We start from the raw sequence: 24,330 nt of genomic DNA, 5'->3' as shown, positions 1-24,330 counted from the left end.
CGTCTCTAATTAACCATTAATTAAGCGTAAAATATCGTTATACGTGACCGCAATCATTAGCAGGAATAGCATAGCAAAACCAACGAAATGGACCATTCCCTCCCTGCTCGGATCAACAGGACGTCCTCTTACCGCCTCAACACCAAGGAAAACAAGTCTACTTCCATCCAACGCCGGAATAGGTAGTAGATTGAATATCCCCAGATAAAGACTCATGATCGCAGTCCAATATGTCAACTGCTCAATGCCTTGCTTAGCGATTTGTCCCGTCACTTCAAAAGTACGTACGGGGCCTCCCAGGTCATTGATAGAAAAGCGTTGGATAAGCTGGCTAAATCCTTGAAAAATAATATCTGTCGTTCTGACCATAGATTGTCCGGCAAATTTGAATGTTTCCCCTACACCAGCTTGGCGTTTTGGAAGTTCAGGCACAATGCCCACCTTGCCACCCTTTTGTCCTTCCATTGCACGAGGTGTTATCGTAAGATCAAAGGTTTTATCATCACGGCGAACTGTCCACTTCATCGGCTTGTCTTGAGAATCCGCAATCAGTTTGATCATGTTTTCAACATTCGCACCAATTGCAACTCCGTTCACCGATTCGATGATATCTCCCTTATGCAAATCAGCTTCAGCAGCTGGCATACCTGCTGTAATTTCACTAATTTGGACATACGTCGGGTTGTCCACTTGTATGCCGACCATCTGGATGTGCAAACCAAACAGAATAAAGGCAAGAATAAAATTCATCAGGGGGCCAGCAAATATAGCCATCGCACGCTGTCCTACTGTTTTACTCCCATACTGTCGATCCTTCGGTGCAATTTGAATGGATTGTCCTTTGGTTACCATCATCGCTTGTGGGTGTACAGTGTATTGCTGATCTTCGCCATCCACATCCAATTTTACAGTTAACGCTTGTTCCAGATCAATCTCCAACACTTCACCGCGCACTACATTTTTGCGGTTATCCAGTTGGTCCAAATAGATGGTCTTAACGACGCCATCTGTCACGCGTACAGCAATCGTTTGTCCGGTTTCAATTTCATTGACCTCCGGATCTTCACCCGCCATACGTGCAAAACCACCGAACGGCAGCAACCGTAGCGTAAATCGTGTCTCGTTTCTTTTATAAGAGAACAGTTTCGGACCGAAACCGATCGCAAACTCCCGTACCAGAATCCCGGCGCGTTTGGCAAAATAATAATGCCCCCATTCATGCACCGTCACTATGACGAAAAACATGAGCACCGTCATCAACACTATTTGAATCGTTTCCAATCGTTTCCGTTCCCCTTTCAATGAGATCGAGTTTGTCTTCCTAGATTATCATTATTCTCCGAACCCGCACAAGAGAATCACAATTCGTTTCTTGACCCCAACATTAACCTACAACTTCGAAGCTATACTACGAGTCTCGCGGTCACAAGTTTCAATCGCAGACAAATCAGGATCAGCCATATTGACATGCTGTTCTAGCACCTGTTCAATAATCGCTTCAATATGCAGAAAAGAAATTTCTCCACGTAAGAAACGAGCAACAGCAATCTCATTAGCAGCATTAAAAGCGGTCGGTGCTGTACCACCCATTTTACCACACTCGAAGGCAAGCCTTAAACAAGGAAAACGATTAAAATCCATTTCCTTAAAGTGGAGTTTGCCCACTTCAGCCAATGACAGAGGCTTTGCCGGAGACTTCATCCGCTCAGGATAAGTTAATGCATATTGAATGGGTACTCTCATGTCAGGGTTCCCAAGTTGAGCAACAATGCTTGTATCTTGAAACTCGACGTAGGAGTGAATAATGCTTTCCGGATGAAGCAGCACATGGATCTGCTCATAGCTAAGCCCGAACAACCAATGTGCCTCGATGACTTCCAGCCCTTTGTTTACCATCGTTGCTGAATCAATTGTAATTTTGGCCCCCATTGACCAATTAGGATGCTTAAGTGCATCTTCCACGGTAACTTCACGCAGCTGTTCTCTTGTCAAATCTCGAAAAGAACCGCCTGATGCTGTGAGGGTAATATGTGCCACATCTTTCATACGCTCACCATTCAAGCATTGGAAAATAGCTGAATGCTCACTGTCAATCGGCAGCAACGGCACTCCTTTCGCCCGAGCCCGCGCTGTGACCAGATGACCAGCCGTAACCAGTGTTTCCTTATTGGCCAAACCGATCTGTTTTCCAGCCTCAATCGCGGCCAGCGTGGAGTGCAATCCGACACTGCCCATTACAGCTGTCACAACCATATCCGCCTCTGTGTTCGCGGCCAGCTCAACGAGTCCTTCATTTCCCCAGTGTAGTTCGATTCCAGAAGGCAGTAAAGGACGAATTTCATCAGCTAACTGCTGAGTACCGACAGACACTTTTTTGGGATGATAGAGACGCGCTTGCTCAGCAAGCAACTTTATATTGGAGCCACCTGCTAAAGCCTCAACAGTGAACTGATCTGGGTGCATGGACACCACATCCAACGTTTGAGTTCCAATAGATCCGGTTGAACCAAGTACCGTAATTCTTTTCATGATGCACCTTCCTATCCTGAAAATCACTTTTATCAGGAGCTCATTGTTTGTTATCCAGGCAACTATGGAACTGATTCTATCCTTCTAATAGCGCAAGGCTAACAGTATAAAGGTTGATCCTCAGCATAAGTTGTAATCACCAGACTTATGGAAGCAGCATCAGCATATGTACAAATGGAAAAACGACAATCCAGCTGTCGCAGCGGTCTAGTATACCACCGTGCCCTGGCAGCAGATTACCAGAATCTTTGATGCCGTACACTCGTTTGTATGCAGATTGTACCAAATCGCCCAGTTGTCCCACAACAGCACATGACAAACCGATGCCGAAGGCTTTACCCCAGGGTAACAGTCCACCTGACAAACCAGCGAATACCAGAGCTATAACCAGCGCTAAAACAACTCCGCCAATGGACCCTTCGACCGTTTTATTTGGACTAATCGCAGGCCATAGCTTCGTCTTCCCTGCCATTTTGCCTACAAAATATGCCCCTGCATCGCTTGCCCAAATACAAGACAACAACAAAAAAGTCCATAACAGTCCATGTTCCATATGACGTGATTCCGCAATATACGAAAATCCAAATCCTATATATACAGTACCAAGAAATAGTATAGCTACCATTTGAATCGGGATTTTATTTTTCGTTCCTACTGTGATCATCATAAACACTATCATTACCAACCAGAGCAAACTGGCAAAGGGTAGCGGTGAATGCAAACCCAAAGGTTGATATGGGAATACAAATGCTAATATGCTTACGTAGCCAAGTATTGCTGTACCTCCAAAAGGAGATACCTGCGTCATTCGAGCGAACTCATAAAATCCGATTAGGGCCATCACCAATATAAGCAAATGGTAGGCCAAGCCGCCCCACAGGACCATTGCCAAAAAGAATATGCCTGCCAGAATACCGGTAATTAATCTCTGTCTCAACGGCTTTCATCCTCCATTTACTTCAGTCCGCCATACCGTCGTGATCTTTTCTGATATTCGATCACTGCTTCGTATAAGTGCTCTTTCTTAAACTCGGGCCAATAAATATCAGTAAACCACAGTTCACTATAAGCAAGCTGCCAAAGCATAAAATTACTGAGTCTAAGCTCCCCGCTTGTTCGAATCAATAAATCAGGATCTGGCATACCCGTAGAAAGCAACGTGTTGCCAATTAGCTCAGATGTTATATCTTCCGGCTTCAGCTTTCCATCCTCAATTTGACGGCCCAATGCTTGCATGCATTCTGTGATCTCTAACCGACTGCCATAATTTAATGCAAAATTAAGTACAAGTCCGGTATTATTTTCGGTACGTCGAGTCGCTTCAGTCAGCGCTTCAACGGTATGGGAAGGTAAATGCTCCTTGTTTCCCATCATACGCACTTGCACATTTTTTTCAACTAGCTCATCCAGCTCAATTGCCAAAAATTCTTGAGGCAGTTTCATTAGAAAATCAACTTCGTCCTTTGGACGTGTCCAATTCTCAGTTGAAAAAGCAAATAAAGTTAAATACTTAATACCCAGTTCATCCGCTGCAATTGCTGTGCGTTTCACTGCCTTCATTCCATTTTGATGCCCTACAATCCGCGGCATTCCAATCCGTTTGGCCCATCTGCCGTTCCCATCCATGATGACAGCAACATGCTGCGGAATATTGTCTTTTGAAATGGCCGGTGTTTGCTGTTTTTGTTCCCCGTTCCACCAAGACCGAACCCGTTTGATCATTCCAGTTCCTCCAGCATTCTCTGAAAATGTGCCTCAGGCTTGAAAAGAGACAAACCCCACCGTAAGGGAGGGGCTGCCAATCTTTTTAAACTTCCATAATTTCTTTTTCTTTTGCAGCTAAAACTTTATCTACTTCAGCGATAAACTTGTCAGTCGTCTTCTGGATATCTTCCTGGTGCTTACGAGATTCGTCCTCGGAAATATCACTTTTCTCCATTTTTTTGATATCATCATTTGCATCACGACGAATGTTACGAATAGCGATTTTTGCTTCTTCACCGCTCTTTTTCGTCAGCTTCACCAAATCAGTTCTGCGCTCCTCCGTTAAAGCAGGAATACTCAGACGAATGGTGTTACCATCATTCGAAGGCGTCAAACCTAAATCTGATTTTTGGATAGCACGCTCGATATCAGCCAAAGAAGATTTGTCCCAAGGCTGAATCATCAAGGTCCGACTGTCAGGTGTATTGATATTCGCCAGCTGATTGACTGGAGTCATTGCGCCGTAATATTCAACCTGCACACGGTCCAGTAATGCTGGTGTTGCCCGTCCTGCACGCAAAGATGCAAGATCACGTTGCAATGCCTGGATTGCTTTTTGCATGCGCTCTTCAGCGCTCTTTTTCACAGATTGTGGCATTAATTTACACTCCCTTTGACGATCGTACCAATTTTTTCACCCAGTACGACACGTTTAATGTTACCTTGCTCTGTAATAGCAAAGACAATCAACGGAATATTGTTATCCATGCACAGCGAGGAAGCTGTAGAATCCATGACACCGAGATTTTTGTTAAGCACATCTAAATACGTAAGCTGCTCATATTTTTCAGCTGTGCTATCTTTAAACGGATCGGCGGAGTACACACCATCTACTTTATTTTTAGCCATCAGAATCACTTCTGCTTCAATCTCAGCGGCACGTAGAGCAGCTGTAGTATCAGTCGAGAAGAACGGATTACCCGTACCTGCAGCAAAAATTACGACCCGACCTTTTTCCAAGTGACGGATAGCTCTACGGCGGATGTAAGGTTCTGCAATCTGTTGCATCGCGATGGATGTTTGTACACGCGTAGGTACTTCAATTTGTTCCAAAGCATCCTGTAAAGCCAGTGAGTTCATCACCGTTGCGAGCATACCCATGTAATCTGCCGTTGCCCGGTCAATGCCATTGGCACTTCCAGCAATACCACGCCAGATATTACCGCCTCCGCACACAATAGCAACTTCTACTCCTAGTTCCACCACGTCCTTGACTTGCTCAGCAATCGACGCAATAGTATCCGCATCAATACCGTAACCGTTAGGACCTGACAGCGACTCCCCACTAACTTTCAGAACAACACGTTTAAACACAGGTTTTTCCAAATGATCACCCTCCAATTTCATATATTCTTTATGTAACAGGATAGGTGTCCTGTTGCAAGAAAAGGAACACCGATGTGTTCCATTTCTGTTTATTCATATGCAATTACCGATCGTTGGTAATTATTGTTTCACTTGAGACATAACTTCTTCGTAGAAGTTGTCTTCTTTTTTCTCCAGACCTTCACCCAGTTCGAAACGAACAAAGCGACGTACGGAGATGTTTTCACCAATCGTGCTGATTTTCTCGTTGATCAGTGTGGAGATTGTTTTGTCTGGATCTTTAATGAAAGATTGCTCCAGCAAGCAGAACTCTTCGTAGAATTTACCGATGCGGCCTTCAACCATTTTTTCAACGATTTTTTCTGGTTTTCCTTCGTTCAAAGCTTGTGCTTTCAGGATTTCTTTTTCTTTTTCAATCTCTTCCTGTGGCACTTCTTCGCGACGAACATAACGAGGGTTCGATGCAGCGATATGCATTGCAATGTCACGAACAAAATCTTTGAACTGGTCAGTTTTCGCCACGAAGTCTGTTTCGCAGTTTACTTCTACCAGTACGCCGATACGGCCGCCAGCATGGATGTAGGATTCAACAACGCCTTCAGTAGCAATACGGCCTGCTTTGTTGGCTGCAGCTGCAAGTCCTTTTTCACGTAGAACTTCAACCGCTTTTGTCAAATCACCATTTGCTTCTTCAAGCGCTTTTTTACAATCCAGCATTCCTGCGCCTGTTTTTTCACGAAGCTCTTTTACTGCGCTAGCATTAACTGCCATATTATTTCCCTCCAAATTTGATTTTCAGTGGTATATGCGAGCTTTATTCCTTAAAAAAAGGGTAGTGAGAGGTTTTCCACCTACCAACCACCCTTTTCATTTAATTCGTATAGATATTTCCGATTAGAAATATTATGCTGTAGTTTCTTCGCCTTGGTTAGCTTCCATAACTGCATCAGCCATTTTACCTGTCAGCAATTTAACAGCGCGGATCGCGTCGTCATTACCTGGGATAACATAGTCGATTTCGTCTGGATCGCAGTTTGTATCAACGATACCCACGATTGGGATACCCAATTTGCGAGCTTCAGCAACCGCGATACGTTCTTTGCGCGGATCAATGATGAACAGAGCACTTGGAAGGCCCTTCATGTTCTTGATACCGCCCAAGAATTTTTCAAGACGATCTTTTTCTTTGCGAAGAATGATAACTTCTTTTTTAGGAAGAACAGCAAATGTACCATCTTCTTCCCAAGCTTCCAATTGTTTCAAACGATCAATACGTTTTTGAATGGTTTGGAAGTTAGTCAGTGTACCACCCAACCAACGTTGGTTGATGTAGAATTGACCAGCGCGTGCTGCTTCTTCTTTAACAGAATCTTGCGCTTGTTTCTTCGTGCCTACGAACAGAATTGTACCATTCTCAGCTGCAATGCTTTTTACGAAGTTGTAAGCTTCCTCAACCTTTTTCACTGTCTTTTGCAAGTCAATGATGTAAATACCGTTTCTTTCAGTGAAGATATAACGATCCATTTTCGGGTTCCAGCGACGTGTTTGGTGACCAAAGTGAACCCCAGCTTCCAAAAGCTGTTTCATGGAGATTACTGCCATCTTCACGCACCTCCTAAGTTTGGTTTTTTTGTGTGTCCTCCGCCGACATCATTTTTTATAAAGACTTCCTATTGGAAGCACCCTTTATAAAATTAACCGACGTGCGTTTTTAACACCGTCAATTAATATACCATAACACTTGCAGCGTTGCAACCAGCTTTTCGACAATAATTGAAACGGTGTAAAAAGCAACCCGTACACTTCCATCTGCCTGGCTTCTTAGAAAAATGTTTGTGACAATAAAGTGTTAGACTCTCGCACCGCATTGAACGGACAGATAGTTCCAATATGTGCCCTGTTAGCCGCATCTGTTCAATATAGATGGCGCCATGCTGGGCGTACAGTAAAAAGCCATGACAGACTAACGGCCAAGGCTTTTTACACACGATCGAAATCGGTACCAATTCCCGATTAGTGCCCCATCATCGCTGGGTCCTAGCTGTCCCCGCCGACGGTACCTTCTTCTTCCTGCTGCTGCGGTTTACGCAGAAGGAGCGACAGAGCTACACCCGCAGTCGTTAGGCACGTGGGCAGGAAGAACGTATCGCCGTAACCCGCGACGTCAGCATTCAACGGATTCGCGTCCGCTCCCGCATTTGCGGTGTGGGAAGCGATTTGCGACGTCAGATAACCCGTCAGGCCTGCGACCGCGAACGAGAGGACAACTTGCTGAGCCGCTGTTGTCAATGGTGTGACTCGGCTCACCAGGCGGCGAGGCGCAGAGTTCAGAACATGCGTGTTGAGCGGCATCATGGAGAACCCCATTCCAAGACCCATGGTGCAGATGCATAGGATAATAACCCAGAGCGGAGAATCCACCGATATACGGGACAAGATGAATAGAGAAAATTAGGAATAGAATTGTTTTATTGTTTTTTTATTCATCAATGCCGCTATCGATTATTTCATAGCGTTAATTTGTGTTCAATTTATTTTATATCCCTCTCCGATAGATCTGAATATTGATCCAAATTGAGGATAGTTTTAACAATACACCGTGGTGCAATCCGCCAGGAGATGACCTTTGAATCCTTCAGGGGTCTTTTTATGTCCAACTAGCTCTGAATTGCAATAGGCTATGCTGTAAGCTATTGTGGGCGCTTCATACCCACTTTGAACTAAACAATAAAAATCACTTTCGTTCGCATCGAAAAAAATAAAAAGCCGTCCTCTTCCCGATTAGGTCAGTTGGACGGCTTTTTCGTTATTTTAGTAATAATAGAACTGAAATCCTCACCTTTAGCAAACTGATAGGTGCCTGTACGAATTTTGGTATTGATTTTTTGAGCCTTAGCTGCTGCCTCAAATGCACTAGCATCCGATACGACTCCTGCCCGTTCCAATCCAGATGCCACACTTCTTAAATTGCTCCCTGATGCAATGCTATATTGCACTTGTGGAGTGGCAGGCTGCTTGGGAATATTGGGAGTGGCTGTAGTGCCATCTCTTTGAGTTTCCGGCTTGTTCGGACTTTGTGGTACTGACGTGCTGGTCGAAGGCTTAGAAGCAGCCGAGGATGTGCTGTTTGCAGGTACCTTAGGTGTTGAAGGCGTTTGAGCTGGTTTAGCCTTTTGAGGTGCAACTGGAGTCTTGTTGCCTTCCTTGATCAGCTTATTACGCCATTCCTCTTCTGTCATTTTCGGATCAGAACTGTCACTGATCTGAAGATTTAACTCGGCTGCTGCCTTTTCTAGTTGTTCTCGCGTCATGTTTTTCGGGTCTGCCGAAGATTGCTGCGACTGCCCCTGACCAATTATTGCCAGCTGCAGCAGCAATGCCCCCATGATAAGACCAGTACCCATGCCTAACATAAATGAGCGGTTTTTGATCATGTCACATCCTCCCGTTCCGCGAGTTGTAATATGAGCTGTACTTCGCCCCGCTGGATGCCTGATTGCTTAGCTATATAATCCACCGACTTGCCTTGCTCATGCATCGCGAACAACTCTTGATAACGATCTCGGATGGACTCTTGTTCCTGCTCAGTTTTAGGCTCTTGCAATGCCGTTTGCTCCTCTAAAGTTACAAAAGAAGCTTCTGAATCTGAGATTGGCATAGAGACGGTAGCAAGCATTGCCTGACGCTCAAGCTCCACAATACGATTTCGAAGCTCAGCTACTTGCTCCTGTAATGCTGCCTGCTTAACCGCATGCTCCTGCTTCATACCAGATACGAGTTCAATCAGCTCGTCATTATCGTTTTCAATATCGGCCATATATTGCTCCAATGTAGCCTCAACCTTTTGAACGACGGCCTCTTCTGTTCCCCGGCTTGGCTGGCGCTTTGGCAGAAGCCAGGCGTAGACAACAGCTGCGGCTCCCAGCAGAACAATATAAATCCATGGTTGATCCACTGCCCATCGTCTCCTTTTATAACGCTTCTCCACCCATTGGATCAGAGCGAAAAATCAATATGATGTCCCTTATACGGATGCTCTGCCGGATGCTCCTTAGGTAGCTCAGTCTCATCTGAGCGAGAGCGGCTCTGCTGGGAAGAATCTTTGCTCTGCTCACCTGTTTGCCTCTCACCGACGAATGTTTCCGCAGACTGATCTATGGCACTGCTTCGCTGACGCATGTTCTCCGTCTCCAGCGCAGTCTTTTGTCCAAGTAATGCCTGGTCATTCATTGGCCGCTGCTGGGACTCACTATGGTATTTGCCTGCTTCACTGGTGCGAGGTACAGCAATTTGCAATTCAACAGCCTTCAAGCTCATGGGACCACACCCTTTCCGATTGGGCATCCGTATCAGACTACCGAGAAATATAATAAATTGAATTATTATCAGTGTAATGAATTACATGTAGGAGGACATGCTGATATCTCCCTCATGATAATAAAACGCCATTCTTTCCACAGAATCTTTAATAAATTTTGTATATCTGCCGATAACTATCTTAGAGCCACCATAAATTACATTTTTCACTTCTACCCGGGCGCGGCTCGTATCTTCTAATGTTCGTTCTATTTCAAGCATTCTGGACTTAGTTTCCAAAAGTTCCTGTTCATTAGATTTTTTAGTAGATGTCAGCTTGATTCGCATAGCCATTCTGTCAGGTGCGAGCTGTCCAGCAGCCGCTAGCTGATCCAATATTGTAAGAGCTTTGTTCGTTTTATCCTGGCTGTCTGTCTGTTGCTTCAACCGTGCGCGAAGTTCTGTCAGTTCATCACGCAGTTCGGGAAGCACACCCACTTCAATATTAGTAGCTGTGGACATCGTGTTACCGACGGTACGAGCCACTACCTTTTTACCAGCTTGTACACTGCCACCTACGATAAGCCCTTTTGTGCCTTCGCAGATTACATTATTACTCGCTTTGATCTGGGAATGCATGATGCTCTGGGATACAAGCACATCGGCTCCCGCGATCACGTTACCATCTTGTATAAACGAGCATTTCACATTTTGTGCAGCTTTCACAAATCCTTTATGGTATCCGATAATACCGCCGCTGATTTCCACTGAACCATCTGCCTCAATTTCAGCGCCTTCCACACCGCCAATGACACGAATGTCACCAGCCGCCCGAACGCGAAAACCGGTCAAGACATTCCCGCGAATGACGACGGTTCCAACAAAATCAATGTTACCGACGCTATAATCGACATCCCCATTCACTTCATACACAGGGAACACATTAAGCTTGCCCTTTTCAGTTGTAGTCACTAAACCATCAATAGCCGCATACATCGCAACGCCTTCCGGATGGATCACTACATTTTTTCCAACTTTAAAGCGTGCCTCTTTACCTGGAAGAAAAGGAATTTCCTCTCCGGTTACAGCAATCCCTGGTGCACCTGGCAGAGGATCCACACGTTCGGCAATCAGTTGTCCACGTTTTACATTTCTTAGACGAGTTAATTCTTTATAATCTACCCGTCCATCCACAGTTTCAAGTGGCTTATGTGCATCTTCACCGGTCACAATATCGGCCAGATTAATTTTTCCGTCTGTACCGTGGATCGGCTGCTTTCCCTGAGCAATCAGTAATTTCCCGAAGAAATGATCTTCCGGATTTGCCGCAAATGTGCGGATTGCATCGGTAATTACACCGTAGGATATTTTTTGGTTGCTTAGAAAACGTTCTAATTCTTCCACAGAACAGGCAAAGCCTTCTTCACGTTTGGCAAACTCCAAGTAGGCGGATTGTTTGTCAGGTGAGACAACCACTTTTAAAAACTGATCCAAAGCATACTGCTTCTCCACATGGGTGCTCCTTCCGTCTAACTGTTACTGTAACCTCCCGTACGTTAATCTTTACGCATTAGCAAATCCCGTTGTTTGTCCAGTGTCGCTCTCAGACGTAATATTGCTTTGGAATGCAACTGAGAAATTCGCGAAGGAGAAAGTGACATGACCTCAGCAATTTCGCTGAGTGACAAATCCTCGTAATACAATAAAGAAACAACGATACGCTCTTTTTCAGTTAATTTATCAATGCCTTGTGCCAAGGCATCACGCAGTGTAAATTCATTGACCTTATGATCTGGATTTTTCGCCTTTTCATCTACCAACAAGGAAAGCCGTGTTTCCGACTCTTCTTCGCGGATCGGGTCCTCCAGTGAGACAATCGACATTACAGCGACCTCTTGGATCATACTTTGAAACTCTTTCTCGGAGACGTCCAAATAATGACTCATCTCTTCGTCGCTTACTGTGCGTAAATACCTTTGTTCTAAATGCTGGTAGGCGTCTTCGATTTTTTTCGCTTTTTCCCTAACTGAACGAGGAACCCAATCTCCTTGACGAAGACCATCCAAAATTGCTCCGCGAACACGCCAAGAAGCATAAGTCTCAAACTGCAAACCACGCTCATAATCAAATTTCTCTAAAGCATCAATCAAACCCATAACACCGTTGCTCGCCAGATCATCCTTGGATACATTTTTAGGTAAGCCTACTGCAAGACGACCCGACACATATTCCACAATATGGAGATACTTTTCAATTAACTGCTTTTTTGCTTCCTTGTCACCGTGTTCTTTCCATTGTTCCCACAGCTCGGAATGGTTCAAATGAGCGGCTTTTCGCTCGTTCATCGGCTTCACCCTCCTTATTTGTCTGTCAGGTGACGAACGGCCTTGGCCAATTCTTCAGGGTCCTTGTTGGAAACCAGCTTGGGTGGGTTTAAAGGTGCAAAACCATTATTCCCCTCGTCCGTCTGCTCTGGTTTCGGTTTCAGCAATTCATTCAGGTTTTCATTTTCGTCTGGTGTCGTCAGGTCCAGATTTCCCCCTACGCCATCTACCTGAGAGCTTGCCCGGTCTTGGGCATTACCCAGATCTGGCCGCGCTACCACACCCAGTGTCCAGCGCAGCACAAATGCAAGTAGGAACCAAAAAACGAAGGCGATTAAGCCACGAATTAAGCTCGTGGTCAGCAGATTGCTGCCAACGGACAACACAAAAGTCAGAATAAATCCGACTACTCCAGACCAAAGATTAATGCGTAAGCTACCAAATAACATGTTTATAATTCCTTTACACCTTTTTGTACGCTTCGAATATTCAAAACGCCAGTTTCAGAGTCCAACTCAATCGTTCGTCCATAATTGCCACCCGTATCTTCCGCAATTAAAGGAATGCCCAGATCTACAAGCATTTCCTTGCACGATTCTACATTGCGCGGGCCAATCCGCATGGTGTCTCCACTACCTGCAAAGGCAAACATCTGCGCTCCTCCTGCCATTTTGGCAATCAGTCTGCGCCGTTCAGCACCCAGTTTCAACATTCGTTCAAATAACTCTGGCAGTGCTGTATCCGCATATTTGGCAATATTCAACTGCCCTTCACGCGCAATATCCGAGGACGGTAACATCACATGTGCCATGCCTGCCAGTTTCAAATGAGGATCATAGAGGGTCAATCCGACGCAGGAGCCAAGCCCTGTCGTGCGAATCGAGTTCGGGTTGCTGGTAACATTTAAATCTGCCATGCCGACTTTAATGATGCTTTTATCCTCAATCATCGTTCATCGGGACTCCTAACGACCTAAAGATTTTCCCGAACGATTCTGGATCAGGAATCAGGAAAAATTGACCCTCAATATGATTCTGCCCTTCCAGAAACGATGTGTCAATCAATAAAGCAGCATCCCCCATCTGCCCAAACTGCAGCAGTCCGTAGCTGAGAATAGCTCCTGCCATATCCAGTGCCAGCGCAGGGACTGTTGGATACATGGATAAACGTGTGAAATCCGCCAACGAAGAAAGGTAGGAGCCTGCTAAAATGTTACCGATCTCCGACAGAGCTGAATGCTCCATTTCGTTAAAGCTATCCTCGTCATCCGAAGGAATATTCGCCAAACGGGAAAGTAAGCTTTTCGCCGCCTGAGGTTGCAATATGAAGAATAGATTACCAGGGGCTTCCCCTTCGACTCTAAAAAATATTGCAACAACAAGTTGTTCATTTCCGCCGACTTTGTCCGCAATTTCCTCAAAGGGCAGCATTTGCACTTTGGGCACACCCATATCGACTGGTTTATTGAGAAGCCGGGAGAGCGCTGTAGCAGCGTTCCCCGAGCCAATGTTGCCGACTTCTTTCAATACATCCAACTTGAAGTCTTCGAGATTTCCCAGATTCTCCATATATTAATCCTCTAAACCTTCCAGTTGGTTCATTTCGCTACGGTTCAAAACTTCGGACAAGTTCAGCATAATCAACAGACGTTCTTCACCAATTTTAGCAACTCCGCGAAGATATTTAGCCTTAACACCGCCAACCACTTCCGGTGGTGTCTCAATGTTGTCAGTATTCAGGTCAATAACATCATTCGCTGAATCCACGATAAAGCCGACTTGCATCTCGCCCACAGCAACGATAATAATACGTGTTTGATCGGTATATTCAGCTTCTGGTAATCCAAAACGGCCACGAAGATCAATAACCGGAATAACCACGCCTCTCATGTTGAATACACCTTTAACAAAATCGTAAGTTCTCGGAACCCGTGTAATCGGCACCATGCGTTCAATAGATTGGACTTTTTCTACTTCAACACCGTATTCCTCTTCACCAAGCTTAAATACGATAACTTTAATTTCTTCTCCCATGTTTAAAAACCCTCCTTATTGATGTCCGCAATCTCATATTTCTTTCATTTTTAATGAAGACATTATTTAATGAAAACATTCGGGTCAATGATCAAAGCAACCTGACCGTCACCCAGAATCGTGGCACCTGAAATTCCTTGGATGTTTGGAAGATACTTGCCCAGATTTTTAAGGACGATTTCACTTTGTCCCAAAAAGTCCTGTACGGAAAGAGCTGCCAGACGGTCTCCCTTACGGATGACCACGACCTCTGTCTCTTCTTCTTCATCTTCGTTGAAGTCCGGTACCTCAAACAGCTGACTCAAGGAGATAAGCGGGATATGAGAATCGCGGAAAGCAATCATCTTATTGCCATGCACAGAACGGATTTGCTTACGCTTGACGATCGCAGTTTCCACAATGGAAGACAAAGGAATCGCATATTTTTCAGAACCGATCTGTATCATCATGGCTGCAATAATGGATAGAGTCAGCGGCAATTGTACAGAGAAATTAGTGCCCTGGCCCAATGTGGAGTGAACCGTAACATTACCACCCAAAGCGGTAATTTTAGATTTAACAACATCCAGACCGACACCGCGTCCTGATACGTCTGAAATGACTGCAGCTGTACTAAAGCCCGGAGCAAACAATACTTGATAAGCTTCCTCGTCGGTCATGGAAGCTGCTTGTTCTGCTGTCAAAATCCCTTTGGAAATAGCACTGTTTAGTACCTTTTCACGGTTAATCCCGTTCCCATCATCCTCAATCTCGATAAATACGTTATTACCGCTATGAAAAGCACGCAGTTGAACGGTTCCAGTTTCTGGTTTACCAGCTGCAATCCGGTCGGCTACCGACTCGATGCCATGATCCACGGAGTTACGTAGCAAATGCACCAGAGGATCACCAATCTCGTCGATAACCGTCCGATCCATTTCAGTCTCTGCTCCAGTAATAACCAATTCCAGTTTTTTATCCAGCGACTTGGCCAGATCGCGAACCATACGCGGGAAACGGTTGAAAACAGTATCTACAGGTACCATCCGCAATTTGAGAACAACATTTTGCAAATCACTGCTCACACGACTCATATGCTCAACCGTTTCCGTCAGTGCTGGATTGGAAGCCTCACTGGCTAACTGTTCTAAGCGCACACGGTCAATGAGCAACTCGCTGAATAAATTCATAAGTACATCCAGACGTTCAATATCTACGCGAATCGTACGGTTGTGCGTAGGAGCAGCCGCCTTGGCTGCTGGCGCTTTACCTGCAGCTGGCTTGGCAACAGAGGCCGCAGCTGGAGACTGCGGCTGAGATGGAGCGGGTGGCTGCACGGCAACAGCTGCTTCCTGTACCGCCGCTGTCTCAGCGAGTCCAGCAGTAACTTCGCTCATTTGTTTAAGCGATTCCTGATCCAGTTGTACCACTGAGACCGTGTCAATTTCAGAGATACCCGTGATTTCCTTTTCCAGCTCCCCAACTTCTTTCTGCGTTATGTAATATAACGAGAAGCTTTGTTCGAATTTTTCCTGCTCGATATCCTGTACGGACGGATAGGCCTTGACGATTTCACCAGAGTTTTCCAGTGTGTTGAATACCATAAAGGCACGTGCCGCCTTCAGCTGGCTCTCTGAACTGATTGTTACCTGTATATAGTGAACACGATGCCCTTCAGAAATCGATTGCTCCAGTACAGAATACTGGAATTGGTCCAAAACCAATCCAGCACTATCGTTAGTGCCTGCTTTTGTAGAAGTAGACTCTTCAGTGGCGGCATTTGAGCCGGACTTTAGGAAATCCCCGCTCACGATAGATTGCAATGAAGATACAATAGAGGAGACATCCGCTTTTCCATCGCCTCCCTCTGTAATGTGCTGCACCATGGATTCCAGGGCATCCAAACCTTTAAATAAGGTATCGAATATAAATTCATGCATCGCCAGCTTGTTGTTACGTACCAGATCAAGAACGTTTTCCATTTGGTGAGTGAGCGATGCCAGGTCTTCAAACCCCATCGTAGCAGCCATTCCTTTGAGGGTATGGGCAGAACGGAAAATCACCTGAACGATGCCTAGATCGGTTGGGTTGCTTTCCAGTTGAAGCATATTTTCGTTAAGAGATTGCAGATGATCATTCGACTCATCAATAAACATGTTTAAATATTGGTTCATGTCCATTGTGAGACACCTCCTCCATGAGTTACACTCCGATTATTTCACAACTTGTACAAGCTTGGGGGCGATCTCCTGCATTGGCAGAAGGTGGCGCACACATTTTAATTCAACTGCTGAGCGGGGCATTCCGTACACTACACAAGTCTCCTCATTTTCAGCAAATGTGGATTGAACCCCAGCGTCATAAAGCTTTTTCATCATTTTAGCCCCGTCGCTACCCATTCCAGTAAGCAATATTAGATGTCTTTCCAGCGCGGTTAAAGAGAGCAGCGATTCGAACATCGTATCTACAGAAGGACGGTGACCATTGCGAGCCTCCTCCATCTTCAGTGACACCGTGTATTTACCACCGGCTCCAGGCACAATTCTTAGCTGATATCCCCCTGGTGCGATGTAGGCTGTTCCCGTCTCTAGCGTCATCCCCTGCTCAGCCTCCACAACGCGTAGTGGACTCAACGTGTTCAAACGTTGTGCTAGCGAACGAGTAAAGTTTGGTGGCATATGCTGAACGATAACGATTGGAGCTGGAAAATCCCCAGGAATGCGCTCCAACAGGGTCTTAAGAGCCCGTGGTCCGCCAGTAGAACATCCGACCGCCACCAGTTTTCGAAAGCTGGACGTATGCACACCTTTTTTAAGTGACAATCCCTGTGGTGCAGCTGGAGCTGTAGGTGCTGTTACTGGAGGCGTTGCAGCCGCAGGAGCGGAAGAAGCTGATGAAGTTACCGTCTTCCGTGACTCCGGCTTGACAAGCCCTGCTTTATCCTTACCCTGTATTGATTTGCCAGCAGCCGGATCAGAGCTCTTCAGCTGTCCCGACGTTATTCCCGTACTCATGGACAAGTCTTCTTTTTTCTGCACATGAGGTGCTTGCACTGGTTTCCTTGGCTGAACAGCTGACTTGTCTATGCGGCCACCTGTAGCAGATGTTCCAGACAGCTGCTTTTTAGTTTCCTGCTTGGCAGCTGTTGGGACGGACTTCCCAGCATCTTTCTTTGGTTGAGCCGATGCAGCAGGTGGAGGAGCAAGCGGAACAACAGGAGGCTTGTCTGCCGAAGCTTGACTTCCAGCTCGTTTCTCAGCCGCAGCCTGTCCAGGTGGCTTTTCCATTGGCGTTTTTTTCGCTTGTTCCATTGCAGCTTTGCGCTCATTCGCTTCCTTGCGCTCCAAGCGGCTGCGTACTGCTTGCATAGCAGTATGCATCTGTTCGAGCAACGCCTTGCTCACCTGCTCAATATCTTGCGCATGAGCAATGGAAGGCTTTCTTATAAAATCGAAAGCTCCTGCCTCCAGAGCCATGATGGTCTCCTTCATGCCTTGTTCATTAATGCCTGACAACATAATGACAGGTAACGGATGGGCTGCCATAATCAGTGGCAACGCTTCAAGACCATTCATTTCAGGCATTTCGACATCCATGGTGACCAAATCAGGCTGCAATTCTTTCACTTTCTCTACAGCCTCTCTGCCATTGGCGGCTGTACCTACGATGTTGAACGACTCATCCCTTACAATAAGATCTGTAATAATTTTGCGCATAAAGGCCGAATCATCTACAACCAGCACCCGGTAAGCACACATGTTAAACACCCCTGTTTCCTCTCATCAAAAATCAATGCATAGAACGCCGCAACCATTTTTGCATAAATCCTTTGATTCCACTCAATGCACCTGGTTGTGGAACCTGTGGCATTGCTGCAAAACGGTGTGCCAGATTCAGTACATCTTTTGAAGCCGCGCATCCCGGAAAAGCAACCATAAAAGGTACTTGTCTTTTGACTGCCTGCATGACATGAGTATCATCACTGATATGTCCAAGCAGCGGGATTTCAATCTCCAAAAAGCGTTTCGCAACAAGTGCGATCTTATCGGCAACTTGACGGGCCTCATTATCGTTATCGGCACGATTGACTATAATTTTGAATACCGTATCTTTCTGCAACCCGTTGACGACTTTAATTAGTGCATACGCATCTGTTAAGGACGTCGGTTCTGGGGTGGTTACTACCATACATTCGTCAGCTGAAGTGATGAATTTAAGATTTTCTTTGGATAAACCTGCACCTGTATCAAAAAGAATATAATCCATGTCTGCTGCCATTTTTTCTACTTCTTCGGCAAAATAATTCAGATTCTCATCTGATAACGCAAACAGTTCGCTTAAACCTGAGCCTCCAGCAATATAAGGCAAACCACCTATACCCGTTTGAATAATCTCATCAATTGATTTTTCACGTTTTAACAAGTGAAGAAGATTGTATTGTGAATGGGATCCCATCAACACATCAATATTAGCCATACCGATGTCAGCATCAAACACAAGTACCTTTCGACCAAGAGATTGCAGGGCCAATGCAAAGTTCAGCGTAAAATTGGATTTGCCCACCCCGCCTTTACCACTGGTGATCGTTATAATTTTTGCGTGACGATTACGTGGGGGTAATCGATACTTATCCAAGGATGAAGCCATTTGTCTAAGTGATTGTGCTTGATCACTCATATGGAATCTCCGTTAACTCCTGACGATACTTTGGCTCCAAGCAGCATATTTGTCACCATTTCTGCATCGGGATGAAGCAGGTCGTCAGGTACATTTTGTCCATTCGTAATATAGGCCAACTGCATCGGAAACTGGTGCAAAAGATTGAACATTCCGCCACAACTGCCCGTCTCATCCATCTTGGTAAATACAACCTTCCCAAGACCAAACTTACTGAAATGTCCAGTTATATTGAGCATATCCCTGCTTTTGGATGTCAGGCTGAGTACCAGATACGTCTCACTTTCATTAATAGGTGAGAGCAGACTTTGCAGTTCTGATACAAGCAGTTCATTACGATAATTTCGCCCTGCAGTATCCATAAGGATCAAGTCACAATGCTCCAGACGTTGAATAGCCCTTTGGACGTCACCGGGAGATTGCACAACTTCAAGCGGTACATTCAAAATCGTAGCATATGTACGCAGTTGCTCGACGGCTGAAATCCGGTACGTGTCAGAAGTAATAAATCCAACTTTGCGATGATGTTTGAACAACTGTTCCGCTGCCAACTTCGCAATGGTTGTCGTTTTTCCTACTCCGGTAGGTCCTGCAACATACACAATTTTGGTATCTTGGGAGATCCCTTTATCCAGTCTTGTCTGTATAAAACTGGTCACTTCCTCACGAAAGGCTTGTTCCCAATCAAAAGTTTCAGGCGCAAAAGGGTGCTCACTTCGACGCACATATACCTGTTCGATCCAGTATTCCAGTAAATCACGTGCCACTTCCTGTTCCAACACATGCTCACAGATCTCATGCAGCCCCTCAGGCCAAGTACTTTCCATTGAAGAGTTTCTGGAGAACCGAGTCATCATTGCTTTCATTTCCCGCAATTCATTAAGCAATGCCTGATTTTCCTCAGCTCCACTCTTGTCTGGAACACTTGCTTCGATTGACCGTTTATGCAGCTCACTGGATGATTTCAGGTTCGAAAGCAATACTTCTTGATCAAATGCCTGAGATAGAGTCTCCAGGTTATTAGCAGACCTTGGCGACAAATGCTCCGTTGCTGATGCAACTTGTTCTGTATTAACCGTTAAATCAGCTTGTTCTTCTTTGGAACTACCGGTTATCTGTTGTGTAACCCGCCGATAAGCTTCTGGAGCTGCTTGTCTGGGGACTACAGGTACTGATGGTTTTTCCAGCTTCTCAGGGGTGTTCATTAGAGGCGAAGCAGCCCGGGCAAGCTGGTGTGACGAGCGTTCAGTCCGCCGAGGCTTTTGAGGTTGCTGCTCCTCAACTGCAGCAACCACTTCAATTTTCTTTTTACTGAACATCCCCATAAAACCGCCGACCTTCACTTCCTTGGTACTTAAAATGACGGCATCTGTTCCTAAGTCACCCCTGATTTGCAGCATGGCTTCTGGCATGGTATCCACTAGATATCGTTTCACTCTCATAAGTTCACCACCCCGACACTTTGAATTTCAACGTTCGGCTCCAGCTCACTGTACGACAGCACCGGGACATCCTGCATCGTCCGCTCCATCACTTGCCGCAAATACATACGTATTGTCGGTGACGTTAACACAATAGGCTGCTGTCCCGATTGAATAAGACGGTTGATTTGCTCCATCATCCTTTGATACACCGTTTGCGTTGACACCGGATCAAGAGCCAAATAGCTACCTTGCTCCGACTGCTGCACGCTCTCAGCAATTTTCTTCTCCAATCCTGGTCCCACGGTAATAACACGCAACGTTTCTCCCTGCTGTGCAAATTGCTGCGTAATCTGACGTGATAACGCTTGACGAACATATTCAGTTAGCACGTCTGGATCTTTTGTATAAGTACCATAGTCAGCCAACGTCTCGAATATAGTCACCATATCGCGAATAGAGATTTTTTCTTTCAACAGCTTGGCCAGCACTTTTTGTACGTCCCCAATCGCAAGCACAGAAGGAATAAGGTCGTCCACCAGCACTGGATAATTCTCCTTGAGATTGTCAACCAGCGAACGTGTTTCCTGTCTGCCAAGCAACTCATGGGCATGTTTCTTGATCGTCTCTGTTAGATGAGTAGCTACAACTGAAGGTGGATCAACCACCGTATAACCTGACAGTTCAGCAACATCCTTCGTGTTCTCGTCAATCCAGAGCGCAGGCAGTCCGAAGGCCGGTTCTGTCGTTTCAATCCCTGTAATGGAGTCGTCGTCGTATCCCGGACTCATAGCCAGATAATGATTCAACAACAGTTCTCCACCGCCTACCGTATTGCCTTTAATTTTAATTACATATTCGTTAGGCTTGAGCTGAATGTTATCCCGAATACGAATAACCGGCACAACCAACCCCAGCTCCAAGGCGCATTGACGGCGAATCATAATAATCCGATCCAGTAGATCACCGCCTTGCTGTGTATCCGCCAACGGAATCAACCCGTACCCAAACTCAAATTCAATCGGATCTACTTGAAGCAAATTAATGACACTTTCCGGACTACGCACCTCTTCGATTTGTTGCTCCTCCTCCAGCTGTTCATCAGCAATTTGCTTGCGTTCCATATTGCCCTGCATTCTTCGGGCTGCAAAAAACAATAGAATCGCAAGTGGAAGAGTTGTAATAATATGAATAGGTGTGAAAAGGCCCAATAATGCAATGGTGGCAGCCACTATGTAGATCAATTTTGGATATGAAAAGAGCTGTCCGGTTAAATCTTCTGCCAAGTTGCCATCCGACGTAGCCCGCGTAACAATCAAGCCTGAAGCCGTGGATATGAGCAGCGCAGGAATCTGGCTGACCAATCCATCACCGATCGTGAGAACAGAATACGTTGACAGCGCTTCTTGAAATCCTTTTCCCTGAACGGCCATACCGATAATAAAGCCGCCCACCAGGTTAATGATCAAAATGATAATACTGGCGATCGCATCGCCTTTAACAAATTTACTCGCACCATCCATAGCTCCGTAAAAATCCGCTTCCCGTTCGATTTTACTGCGTCGTTCACGGGCTTGCTGCTCATTAATTAGACCTGCATTCAAATCAGCATCAATACTCATTTGTTTACCTGGCATCGCATCCAATGTAAACCGGGCGCCCACCTCTGCTACCCGCTCCGATCCTTTGGTAATAACAATGAACTGTACGACCACAAGAATGAGGAAGACAACAAAGCCGACGGCAATTTGGCCGCCTGCAATCCAGCTACCAAACGTAGCAACTACTTCGCCGGCATGACCCTCACCTAAAATAAGTTTGGTCGTAGAAATGTTGAGCGCCAAACGAAACAACGTTGTAATGAGCAGCAATGAAGGAAAGATAGAGAACTGTAAAGCTTCCTTCGTGTTCATTGAAACAAGTAGAATCATCAAAGCAATAGAAATATTAATGACGAGCAGAATATCCAGCAGCCATGAAGGGATCGGGAGAATCATCATAAGAACGATACCGATGACGCCTGCAAGGACGGTTATTTCTTTTATTTTCACGGGTCTCTTGGCCTCCGATCCCTTTATTTCACTTTACCTTTTAATTTATATACATACGCCAGCACTTCAGCAACGGCCTGAAAAAGATCAGCTGGTATCGCATCCCCGATTTCGGCTCTTTGAAACAGCGCCCGCGCCAGCGGCTTGTTTTCCATCGTTATAACGCCGTTTTGCTTGGCAATTTCCTTAATTCGGAGCGCGACATAATCTTGTCCTTTCGCAATAATCTGCGGCGCCTCCATCTCCGAACCGTCATATTTCAAAGCCACAGCAAAGTGCGTAGGGTTGGTGATGATGACATCTGCATTAGGAACCTCCTGCATCATGCGCTGCATAGCCATACGGCGCTGCCGCTCGCGAATTTTCCCTTTGATCAGCGGGTCACCCTCCATTTTCTTGTACTCATCTTTGATATCCTGTTTGGACATTTTCAGATTTTTCTCATGCTCATAACGTTGATACATATAATCCAATATTGCTAAAATGAACAGCACCACACCAATTTTGAGTCCCAGTTCCATTGTTAATGAAGCCGTAAAACTCAACATCTGGTCGCCGGACATCTCAGCCAGTTTGGGTAGGTCAGCCTTTGTTTTCCAAAGTACGCTGTACACCAGATAACCAATTACGGTCATTTTTAAAACAGATTTCAGGAATTCAACTAATGACCTCATGGAAAAAATATTTTTGAATCCTTTAATTGGGTCGATTTTGCTGAATTTGGGTGTAATACCCTCTCCAACTAATAAAAAACCGATCTGCATGTAATTCGCCACTACCCCGATGACAATGGCACCCACAAAAATAGGAGCCAGCATAATTAAAATTTGCACACCATACTCACCCATCATGAGCAGCGTTGTATTCGGTGTTACTTCCATAGACAGCCGATTCACAAAAATATCCCGAAATAAGCGGACCGCATGATCCTTAAAATACCCGCCGAAAATCATGAGGCAAAAAAACGTAACTAGCAGGACACCAGCAGCGGGCAACTCCATGCTCTTGGCAACCTGCCCTTTTTGTCTTGCATCCTGTTTCTTCTTGGGTGTAGCTTTTTCCGTTTTTTCCCCTGAGAACAACTGCAGGTTCATAGCATATTTAAATGACAAACTACGTTCCTCCAGACCAGACATTAAGGACGATTACCCATAATATCCAACAAGTTGCGCATGGATTCGAACATCACAGAAAACAATCTTTCGAATATAAAAGCAAAACTTGGCATAAGAAGCAGTAACATGAACAATCCAACAAAAATTTTGAGCGGAACACCAATGACAAAAATATTAAACTGCGGTGCTGTTTTAGCTAAAAAGCCAAGTCCCACATCCGTTAAAAAGGTAGCTACTACTATGGGAGCAGCAATTTGAAAGGCCAGCATAAATGATTCCGCAAAAGAACGTACCAGGAATTCAGTTACACTGCCACCATACAGCTTTATAAAAAAATCATTTGTCAACGGTACCCAATCATAACTGTATAAAATAGCATTTAGCAGATGATGGTGCCCGTTTATACTCAAAAAAAACAATATAGCTATAGCAAACTTAAAATTCCCTGTCAAAGGCGATGAAGCACCTGTCATAGGATCGAGCACATTGGCCATCCCGAAGCCCACCTGAAGATCAATAAAAGAGCCTGCGGTTTGGATCGCTGTCATGAACAAGTATGCAGTAAACCCCAACAACAACCCGATCAGCACCTCACGCCCTACTAACAGCACATATGCTACATCGGTCGGCACCTGTTGATGCGTACCATACGTAAGATACACGACCAAAGCTAGAAATCCTGAAATTCCGACCTTAAAGATATTAGGTACCCCTCGGGTTGAAAAAATAGGCGCTACTACAAAAAACGAGGTAATCCGACAAAAAATCAGCAAAAAAACAGGAAAACTCTGCAACAATATGTTCATCACTTTCAG

Annotated in this window: 25 protein-coding genes; all 25 read right to left on the bottom strand. The window is 45.3% G+C overall.

Translation table 11 applies throughout. The annotated features are described in order from the left end of the window. Positions 1–9 precede the first annotated feature (9 nt). The 25 genes from rseP to fliR all read right to left on the bottom strand — a co-directional run bounded on the left by rseP (position 10) and on the right by fliR (position 24,321). Positions 10–1,281 carry an RIP metalloprotease RseP gene (rseP, locus tag ACH59B_RS10290; protein WP_017427940.1) on the bottom strand — a complete coding sequence of 424 codons (1,272 nt, stop codon included), beginning with the start codon at positions 1,279–1,281 and terminating at the stop codon, positions 10–12. Between the two features lie 108 nt (positions 1,282–1,389). Next, positions 1,390–2,529, bottom strand: a complete 1,140-nt coding sequence (locus tag ACH59B_RS10285) for a 1-deoxy-D-xylulose-5-phosphate reductoisomerase (RefSeq protein ID WP_038978128.1) — start codon at positions 2,527–2,529, stop codon at positions 1,390–1,392. A gap of 145 nt (positions 2,530–2,674) precedes the next feature. Next, positions 2,675–3,466, bottom strand: coding sequence for a phosphatidate cytidylyltransferase (locus ACH59B_RS10280; RefSeq protein ID WP_164965505.1), 792 nt, complete (start codon positions 3,464–3,466; stop codon positions 2,675–2,677). Between the two features lie 17 nt (positions 3,467–3,483). After that, positions 3,484–4,251: an isoprenyl transferase gene (locus tag ACH59B_RS10275; protein WP_016820974.1), complete on the bottom strand. Its 768-nt coding sequence runs from the start codon at positions 4,249–4,251 to the stop codon at positions 3,484–3,486. 85 nt (positions 4,252–4,336) lie between these two features. After that, entirely contained in the window at positions 4,337–4,891 is a 555-nt protein-coding gene (gene frr / locus ACH59B_RS10270) for a ribosome recycling factor (protein ID WP_014599669.1), read from the bottom strand. Next, on the bottom strand, positions 4,891–5,619 hold the full coding sequence (gene pyrH, locus ACH59B_RS10265) for a UMP kinase (RefSeq protein WP_013309918.1): 729 nt from the start codon (positions 5,617–5,619) through the stop codon (positions 4,891–4,893). The genes frr and pyrH overlap by 1 nt, the downstream gene beginning before the upstream one ends. Positions 5,620–5,739: 120 nt before the next feature. Continuing rightward, a complete protein-coding gene (tsf, locus tag ACH59B_RS10260; RefSeq protein ID WP_013370709.1) occupies positions 5,740–6,390 on the bottom strand; it encodes a translation elongation factor Ts in 651 nt (216 codons plus the stop codon). Positions 6,391–6,522: 132 nt separating this feature from the next. Next, positions 6,523–7,221 (bottom strand): 30S ribosomal protein S2, encoded by a 699-nt coding sequence (gene rpsB / locus ACH59B_RS10255; RefSeq protein WP_013309916.1) that lies wholly within the window; start codon positions 7,219–7,221, stop codon positions 6,523–6,525. Between the two features lie 435 nt (positions 7,222–7,656). Further along, on the bottom strand, positions 7,657–7,974 hold the full coding sequence (locus tag ACH59B_RS10250) for a hypothetical protein (RefSeq protein WP_226888625.1): 318 nt from the start codon (positions 7,972–7,974) through the stop codon (positions 7,657–7,659). A 431-nt stretch (positions 7,975–8,405) separates the two neighbouring features. Further along, positions 8,406–9,053 carry an endolytic transglycosylase MltG gene (locus ACH59B_RS10245; protein WP_164965506.1) on the bottom strand — a complete coding sequence of 216 codons (648 nt, stop codon included), beginning with the start codon at positions 9,051–9,053 and terminating at the stop codon, positions 8,406–8,408. Then, a complete protein-coding gene (locus tag ACH59B_RS10240) occupies positions 9,050–9,574 on the bottom strand; it encodes a DUF6115 domain-containing protein (RefSeq protein ID WP_126665683.1) in 525 nt (174 codons plus the stop codon). The genes ACH59B_RS10245 and ACH59B_RS10240 overlap by 4 nt, the downstream gene beginning before the upstream one ends. Positions 9,575–9,615: 41 nt before the next feature. Continuing rightward, a complete protein-coding gene (locus ACH59B_RS10235) occupies positions 9,616–9,936 on the bottom strand; it encodes a hypothetical protein (protein WP_017427934.1) in 321 nt (106 codons plus the stop codon). Between the two features lie 81 nt (positions 9,937–10,017). Beyond that, positions 10,018–11,427 carry a DUF342 domain-containing protein gene (locus tag ACH59B_RS10230; RefSeq protein WP_038978127.1) on the bottom strand — a complete coding sequence of 470 codons (1,410 nt, stop codon included), beginning with the start codon at positions 11,425–11,427 and terminating at the stop codon, positions 10,018–10,020. Positions 11,428–11,471: 44 nt separating this feature from the next. Further along, entirely contained in the window at positions 11,472–12,260 is a 789-nt protein-coding gene (locus ACH59B_RS10225) for a FliA/WhiG family RNA polymerase sigma factor (RefSeq protein WP_016820968.1), read from the bottom strand. Positions 12,261–12,274: 14 nt separating this feature from the next. Next, positions 12,275–12,688, bottom strand: a complete 414-nt coding sequence (locus tag ACH59B_RS10220; protein ID WP_013370699.1) for a hypothetical protein — start codon at positions 12,686–12,688, stop codon at positions 12,275–12,277. Positions 12,689–12,690: 2 nt separating this feature from the next. Continuing rightward, entirely contained in the window at positions 12,691–13,188 is a 498-nt protein-coding gene (locus ACH59B_RS10215) for a chemotaxis protein CheD (RefSeq protein ID WP_010346358.1), read from the bottom strand. After that, positions 13,181–13,807, bottom strand: coding sequence for a chemotaxis protein CheC (locus ACH59B_RS10210; RefSeq protein ID WP_013370697.1), 627 nt, complete (start codon positions 13,805–13,807; stop codon positions 13,181–13,183). The genes ACH59B_RS10215 and ACH59B_RS10210 overlap by 8 nt, the downstream gene beginning before the upstream one ends. 3 nt (positions 13,808–13,810) lie before the next feature. Continuing rightward, positions 13,811–14,272 (bottom strand): chemotaxis protein CheW, encoded by a 462-nt coding sequence (locus tag ACH59B_RS10205; protein ID WP_013370696.1) that lies wholly within the window; start codon positions 14,270–14,272, stop codon positions 13,811–13,813. Between the two features lie 62 nt (positions 14,273–14,334). Continuing rightward, on the bottom strand, positions 14,335–16,431 hold the full coding sequence (locus ACH59B_RS10200) for a chemotaxis protein CheA (protein ID WP_107734237.1): 2,097 nt from the start codon (positions 16,429–16,431) through the stop codon (positions 14,335–14,337). Positions 16,432–16,464: 33 nt separating this feature from the next. After that, positions 16,465–18,009, bottom strand: a complete 1,545-nt coding sequence (locus tag ACH59B_RS10195) for a chemotaxis protein CheB (RefSeq protein WP_243537360.1) — start codon at positions 18,007–18,009, stop codon at positions 16,465–16,467. A 31-nt stretch (positions 18,010–18,040) separates the two neighbouring features. Next, positions 18,041–18,928: a MinD/ParA family protein gene (locus ACH59B_RS10190; RefSeq protein WP_117289520.1), complete on the bottom strand. Its 888-nt coding sequence runs from the start codon at positions 18,926–18,928 to the stop codon at positions 18,041–18,043. Next, positions 18,925–20,370, bottom strand: a complete 1,446-nt coding sequence (gene flhF, locus ACH59B_RS10185; RefSeq protein ID WP_117289522.1) for a flagellar biosynthesis protein FlhF — start codon at positions 20,368–20,370, stop codon at positions 18,925–18,927. Before flhF ends, ACH59B_RS10190 begins: the two co-directional genes overlap by 4 nt. Next, entirely contained in the window at positions 20,367–22,400 is a 2,034-nt protein-coding gene (gene flhA, locus ACH59B_RS10180; protein ID WP_016820963.1) for a flagellar biosynthesis protein FlhA, read from the bottom strand. The genes flhF and flhA overlap by 4 nt, the downstream gene beginning before the upstream one ends. A 23-nt stretch (positions 22,401–22,423) precedes the next feature. Continuing rightward, positions 22,424–23,536 (bottom strand): flagellar biosynthesis protein FlhB, encoded by a 1,113-nt coding sequence (flhB, locus tag ACH59B_RS10175; RefSeq protein ID WP_016820962.1) that lies wholly within the window; start codon positions 23,534–23,536, stop codon positions 22,424–22,426. Beyond that, positions 23,536–24,321 carry a flagellar biosynthetic protein FliR gene (gene fliR / locus ACH59B_RS10170; protein WP_029514389.1) on the bottom strand — a complete coding sequence of 262 codons (786 nt, stop codon included), beginning with the start codon at positions 24,319–24,321 and terminating at the stop codon, positions 23,536–23,538. The genes flhB and fliR overlap by 1 nt, the downstream gene beginning before the upstream one ends. Positions 24,322–24,330: the final 9 nt, after the last annotated feature.

Origin of the sequence: Paenibacillus sp. DP01 (assembly GCF_044784315.1) — a bacterium.
GTDB lineage: Bacteria > Bacillota > Bacilli > Paenibacillales > Paenibacillaceae > Paenibacillus > Paenibacillus polymyxa.
Note: the sequence above shows the minus strand (reverse complement) of the source record. Positions and strands in the feature narration are given on the sequence as shown.

Bases quoted from the DNA above. Each gene is read 5' to 3' on its own strand.
- ACH59B_RS10285 (WP_038978128.1), bottom strand. From the start codon at position 2,529: ATGAAAAGAATTACGGTACTTGGTTCAACCGGATCTATTGGAACTCAA.
- ACH59B_RS10275 (WP_016820974.1), bottom strand. From the start codon at position 4,251: ATGATCAAACGGGTTCGGTCTTGGTGGAACGGGGAACAAAAACAGCAA.
- frr (WP_014599669.1), bottom strand. From the start codon at position 4,891: ATGCCACAATCTGTGAAAAAGAGCGCTGAAGAGCGCATGCAAAAAGCA.
- tsf (WP_013370709.1), bottom strand. From the start codon at position 6,390: ATGGCAGTTAATGCTAGCGCAGTAAAAGAGCTTCGTGAAAAAACAGGC.
- rpsB (WP_013309916.1), bottom strand. From the start codon at position 7,221: ATGGCAGTAATCTCCATGAAACAGCTTTTGGAAGCTGGGGTTCACTTT.
- ACH59B_RS10250 (WP_226888625.1), bottom strand. From the start codon at position 7,974: ATGATGCCGCTCAACACGCATGTTCTGAACTCTGCGCCTCGCCGCCTG.
- ACH59B_RS10245 (WP_164965506.1), bottom strand. From the start codon at position 9,053: ATGATCAAAAACCGCTCATTTATGTTAGGCATGGGTACTGGTCTTATC.
- ACH59B_RS10235 (WP_017427934.1), bottom strand. From the start codon at position 9,936: ATGAGCTTGAAGGCTGTTGAATTGCAAATTGCTGTACCTCGCACCAGT.
- ACH59B_RS10225 (WP_016820968.1), bottom strand. From the start codon at position 12,260: ATGAACGAGCGAAAAGCCGCTCATTTGAACCATTCCGAGCTGTGGGAA.
- ACH59B_RS10220 (WP_013370699.1), bottom strand. From the start codon at position 12,688: ATGTTATTTGGTAGCTTACGCATTAATCTTTGGTCTGGAGTAGTCGGA.
- ACH59B_RS10215 (WP_010346358.1), bottom strand. From the start codon at position 13,188: ATGATTGAGGATAAAAGCATCATTAAAGTCGGCATGGCAGATTTAAAT.
- ACH59B_RS10210 (WP_013370697.1), bottom strand. From the start codon at position 13,807: ATGGAGAATCTGGGAAATCTCGAAGACTTCAAGTTGGATGTATTGAAA.
- ACH59B_RS10205 (WP_013370696.1), bottom strand. From the start codon at position 14,272: ATGGGAGAAGAAATTAAAGTTATCGTATTTAAGCTTGGTGAAGAGGAA.
- ACH59B_RS10200 (WP_107734237.1), bottom strand. From the start codon at position 16,431: ATGGACATGAACCAATATTTAAACATGTTTATTGATGAGTCGAATGAT.
- ACH59B_RS10195 (WP_243537360.1), bottom strand. From the start codon at position 18,009: ATGTGTGCTTACCGGGTGCTGGTTGTAGATGATTCGGCCTTTATGCGC.
- ACH59B_RS10190 (WP_117289520.1), bottom strand. From the start codon at position 18,928: ATGAGTGATCAAGCACAATCACTTAGACAAATGGCTTCATCCTTGGAT.
- flhF (WP_117289522.1), bottom strand. From the start codon at position 20,370: ATGAGAGTGAAACGATATCTAGTGGATACCATGCCAGAAGCCATGCTG.
- flhB (WP_016820962.1), bottom strand. From the start codon at position 23,536: ATGTCTGGTCTGGAGGAACGTAGTTTGTCATTTAAATATGCTATGAAC.
- fliR (WP_029514389.1), bottom strand. From the start codon at position 24,321: ATGAACATATTGTTGCAGAGTTTTCCTGTTTTTTTGCTGATTTTTTGT.